This window comes from Rhodocaloribacter sp. (genome assembly GCF_056451265.1).
The window spans coordinates 1-4,280 of record NZ_JBWOPL010000043.1; the positions used below are offsets into that span (position 1 = coordinate 1).

Below are 4,280 nucleotides of genomic sequence, written 5' to 3' on the forward strand. Positions count from 1 at the left end.
CCCCGGCTCGATGGTGACGGCGGCGTTCAGGGGAAGCGGCTCTTCGGAGCGGAAAGAGACCGGGGGCCACTCGTGCGTCTGAAGGCCGATGCCGTGGCCCAGGCTGTGCGTGAAATATTCTCCGTAGCCCGCCGCCTCGATCACGCCCCGCGCGACGCCGTCGAGTGCCTTCGAAGGCATCCCGGCGTGCGCCGCTTCGAGCGCCCGCGCCTGCGCCTCGCGCACGACGCCGTACACGCGCCGCGCCCCGGCTCCGGGCTCCCCGACGGCCACCGTGCGCGTCATGTCCGAAGCATAGCCGTCGCGCACCCCGCCGAAATCGAGCACGACGAGTTCGCCGATCCCGATCTTCCGGTCCGACGGGCGGGCGTGCGGGAGCGCCCCGTTCGGTCCGGCGGCGACGATGGGATCGAACGCCATCCGCTCGGCTCCCCGGCGGAGATGCCCGTACACGATCTCCGCGGCCACCTCGCGCTCCGTCATGCCGGGGCGGAGCACGCCGAGGATCTCGACGAACACCTCGTCCGTGATGCGTTGCGCCTCCCGGATGCGAGCGACCTCCTCCGGCTCCTTCTCCGCCACGAACGCCGCAAGCATCCGTTCCACCGGCCGCCAGGTCATCGCCGGGAAGAGCGCCTCGATGCGTCCCATTTCGGCCAGCGTGAGGTGCTCGGCCTGAAGGAGCGTCGTCTGCGCCGCACCGAAGAGCCCGGCTGCGGCGAGATGTCCGAAGAGGTCGTACCCCGGCACGTGCACCGCCGCGCCCCGCACCTCCGCCTCGGCCTGCGCGAGATACCGGCCGTCGGTGACGAAGTGCGCGGCGTCGGGGAGCACGAGCAGGAGACCGTTCGAGCCGGTGAAGCCACACGCCCACCGGATGTCCGGCAAGAACGTGAGGAGCGCCGCGTCGGCGTCGTGTGCGCCGAGGAGCCCGCGAACCTTTTCGAGGCGATGACTCATCCGCATGGACAGGATCTCTTGGAAAGAGGAAAGCGAAGATACGGGTTTCCGGCCGGAAGGACTCGCCCTCAGGGGACTCGCATGCCCACGCCGCCAGAGTTTTCCCCCAACACCTCCACCGAGAAGAGGCTCCCGGGCCCATGCCTTCAGAGACGGACGCCGCCTTTTCAGACGAGGTACTTCACATCCGAGGTGAAGGTGGGATAGGCATACACGAAGTCCTTGAGTTCGTCGGCGTGGATCCCGTATTTGAGGGCGAAAGCGAACGTGTGGATCACTTCCTGCGCGCCGTGCCCGAGGAGCTTCGCGCCGAGGATGCGCCCCGTCCCGCGCTCGACGAGCACCTTCGCGAGCGCGGCCGTCTCGGCGTACGTCCGCGCCGAGCGCCACGTCCTCATGTCGTTGACCTTCACGTCGAAGTCGAGCCCCTGCGCTTCCGCCGCCCGTTCATCCATGCCGACGCTCGCCAGAGCGGGCACGGTGAAAACCACCTGCGGAATGCTCGTGTAGTCCGGAGCTTTGAGGTCGTCGTTCAGCAGGTTGTGTGCGACGATCTTCCCCTCGTACCCGGCCACCGGCGAGAGCTGCGGGCGACCCGCGAGCGTGTCCCCGGCGACGAACACGTCGGGGTTCGAGACACTCCGAAGGAATGCGTCCACGGTGATGGCGCCCCGCTCGTGCGCGATGCCTGCGGCGTCGAGGTCGAGCTCGTCCACGGCGGCGACGCGGCCGGCGCCGTTGGCCACGCGCTCGGCCCGGAGCGTCTTCGTCCGGCCCTCCTGCGAGAGGGTGACCACGTACGCCTCCCCCTCCCGCACGATAGACCGCGTCTCGGCGGCGGTATAGACGTCCACGCCCAGACGGCGCGTCTCCTCGACCAGCGCCTCGACGAGGGTGGCGTCGAGCATGGGCAACGGTCGCGGCGCGATCTCGACGAGGGTCACCTTCGTCCCGGCGCGCGCGAGCACGTGCGTGAACTCCATCGCGATGACCCCCGCCCCGATGAACACGAGCGACGCCGGCAGCGCGGGCATCTCGAGGAGGTCTTCGCTCGTGATCGTGTGTTCGAAGCCGGGGATGGGCAGGCGCCTCGGCTTCGAGCCCGTGCTGATGAGGAACTTCGCGCCCCGATACCGCTCGCCGTCCACCTCGATCTCATGCGAACCGACGAACTTCGCCCGCCCGTACACGACGTCGACGCCGCGCTTGAGGAGCCCCCGCTCGAAAGACGCCGGCGCCCCTTCGACGAACGTCTCCTTCCGCGCAATGAGTTTCGGCCAATCGACGCGCGGGGGGCCGACTTCGATGCCGTGCGCCCCGGCGGTGGCGATGTGATGAAGCGTCTCCGCCGCCGCCACGAGCACTTTCTTCGGCACGCAACCCCGGAGCGGGCACGTCCCGCCGAGGTCCCGCGCCTCCACCACGAGGACCGACCGCCCCGCATCCTTCACACGACCGGCCACGGCCAGCCCCGCGCTCCCGCCCCCGATGACGATGAGATCATAACTTTTCATGTTTTCCCTCCGATTAGATGACGCGCATGATCAGGTGACAGGCAACCGAGCAACCGCAAAACGTCTCGCGCCCATGCGTGGCACGGGAGAGACAGACGTTACGCGCGAAGACCTCTCGAAGACGCTCATTTTCGCGGCTTTGGATCCTCCTCATAGAGCGCATCGAGGTCGAGGGCGGCGAGTTCGGCGAGGAACGAGGCGATCTTCTCCGTGACGGCCTCGAAATACCGCCGCCCCTTTTCGGCGGTGGCGCGCGAAGGGTCGCCCACGCCGGTGTCGAACGTGGCGCGGCTCCACGCGCGCGGCGTCCACGCCCAGCCTTCACGGAGGGCGCGGAGCGCGAACGGACGGGTGCGCCCCTCCCCCGCCGTGGCGAGCGGCCGCACGAGCGCCGGCGCGACGTGAAGCATGACGCTCGTCTCCATCTCCCCCGCATGATCGCCCGGCTCATCGAAGAAAAGGCCGGGATCGACGACCGTGTACCAGTTCATCGCGCACAGAAAGACGCCGGGAAACTGCGGCTGAAGCTCCCGGATCATCTGTCGGAAGTCGTTTCCGCCGTGTCCGTTCATCACCACGAGCTTCGAGATACCCTGCCGCGAGAGCGCGTCGACGACGTCGCGAAGGACGGCCGCCTGGGTGCTCGGGTTCATGTTCACGTCGAGCTTGATGTCGAGTTGTCCGGTGTTCACCCCGAAGGGGATCGTCGGCAGCACGATCACCTTCGCCCCGCGCTCCCACGCCCGCCGCGCCGCCTCTCCGGCGATGTGGTCGCATTGAAGGGTGTCCGTCGCATACGGCAGATGGAAGTTGTGAGCTTCCGTCGCGCCCCACGGCAGGACGGCGACTTCGTACGGCGTGTCGCGGACCGTTTTCCAGTCCGCCTCGGCGAGAAGATAAGGTCTCATGTGCGTTTCGGGATGGGAAGATCGCGCCGGAGGTCGGCTTCGGGAAGGTAGCGTCCTTCGACCTGTCGCGCCGCCGTGAGGGCGGCGTGGGCGCAGGCTTCGGGGAGGTCCCGCCGCTCGTGCAGCCGGGCCGCGAGGTAGGCCGCGAAGAACACGTCGCCGGCCCCCGTCGGATCGACCACGCGCGCAACCGGGGCGGCGGCGTACGGGAAGCGTCGCCCGGAGCGTTCATAGACGCATCCCCCTTTCCGCCCCTCGGTGACGACCACTTCGCGAAGGTCGAAGCGCGTCATGAGCGAGGGCAGGTCGAGGGCGAGCGCGGCCAGGACGGCGGCGAGTTCGTCCGGGTCTGCCTTCACGAAGCCGACGCACGCGAGCGCTTCGGCCACGGACGGATCGACGTGCCGCTCGATCACGCCGCGAACGGCGCGGCGGGCATACCCCTGCACGTCGAGGGCCGTCTCGACCTCATGCGCGGCCACGAGGGGCCAGAGGTCGTGGGCGAAGGCGTGCGGATGCAGGGGGCCGAGGTGGATGAGCCGGGCGCCGTCGAGCGCCGGGCGGGCGAGGGCTGCCGGGATCGGCGCGGCGGCGGCGGGCATCTCCTGTCGCCGGTCATCACCGTCCACCCGGTTCACGAAGCGCGTCGTCGCCTCGGAAGGGCCGACCACGCAACGGACGCCGCGTCTTTCGAGCGCCGCGAGCACGCCCGCATCCCCCGCCGCGAGGTTCGTCACCACCGTCGTCGGCAACCCGTGCCGGCGATAGGTGAGGCCGGCGTACGTCGCCACCCCGCCCACCTTCTCCACCGCCCGTCCCCCCTGAACGATGCGGTCGATGGTGACCGAGCCGAGCACGACGGTGTTCATCGAAGAGCACGCTAAGTGGAAGGGACGCA

Annotated in this window: 4 protein-coding genes; all 4 read right to left on the reverse strand. The window is 69.2% G+C overall.

Going from position 1 to position 4,280, the window contains the following annotated elements; all coding sequences use genetic code 11:
- A partial coding sequence (locus tag AC1HIY_RS07250) for an aminopeptidase P family protein (protein WP_479576054.1) occupies window positions 1-966 on the reverse strand: 966 nt, incomplete at its 3' end.
- A 161-nt stretch (window positions 967-1,127) separates the two neighbouring features.
- Window positions 1,128-2,474: a dihydrolipoyl dehydrogenase family protein gene (locus tag AC1HIY_RS07255; RefSeq protein ID WP_479576055.1), complete on the reverse strand. Its 1,347-nt coding sequence runs from the start codon at window positions 2,472-2,474 to the stop codon at window positions 1,128-1,130.
- Window positions 2,475-2,599: 125 nt separating this feature from the next.
- Entirely contained in the window at window positions 2,600-3,382 is a 783-nt protein-coding gene (locus AC1HIY_RS07260; RefSeq protein ID WP_479576056.1) for a creatininase family protein, read from the reverse strand.
- Window positions 3,379-4,280, reverse strand: a 902-nt coding sequence (locus tag AC1HIY_RS07265; protein WP_479576057.1) for a PfkB family carbohydrate kinase, incomplete at its 5' end; no start/stop codon positions are given. The genes AC1HIY_RS07265 and AC1HIY_RS07260, both read right to left, overlap by 4 nt.

Excerpts from the sequence above, each read along its gene's own strand:
- AC1HIY_RS07255 (WP_479576055.1), bottom strand. The coding sequence starts at position 2,474 with ATGAAAAGTTATGATCTCATCGTCATCGGGGGCGGGAGCGCGGGGCTG.
- AC1HIY_RS07260 (WP_479576056.1), bottom strand. The coding sequence starts at position 3,382 with ATGAGACCTTATCTTCTCGCCGAGGCGGACTGGAAAACGGTCCGCGAC.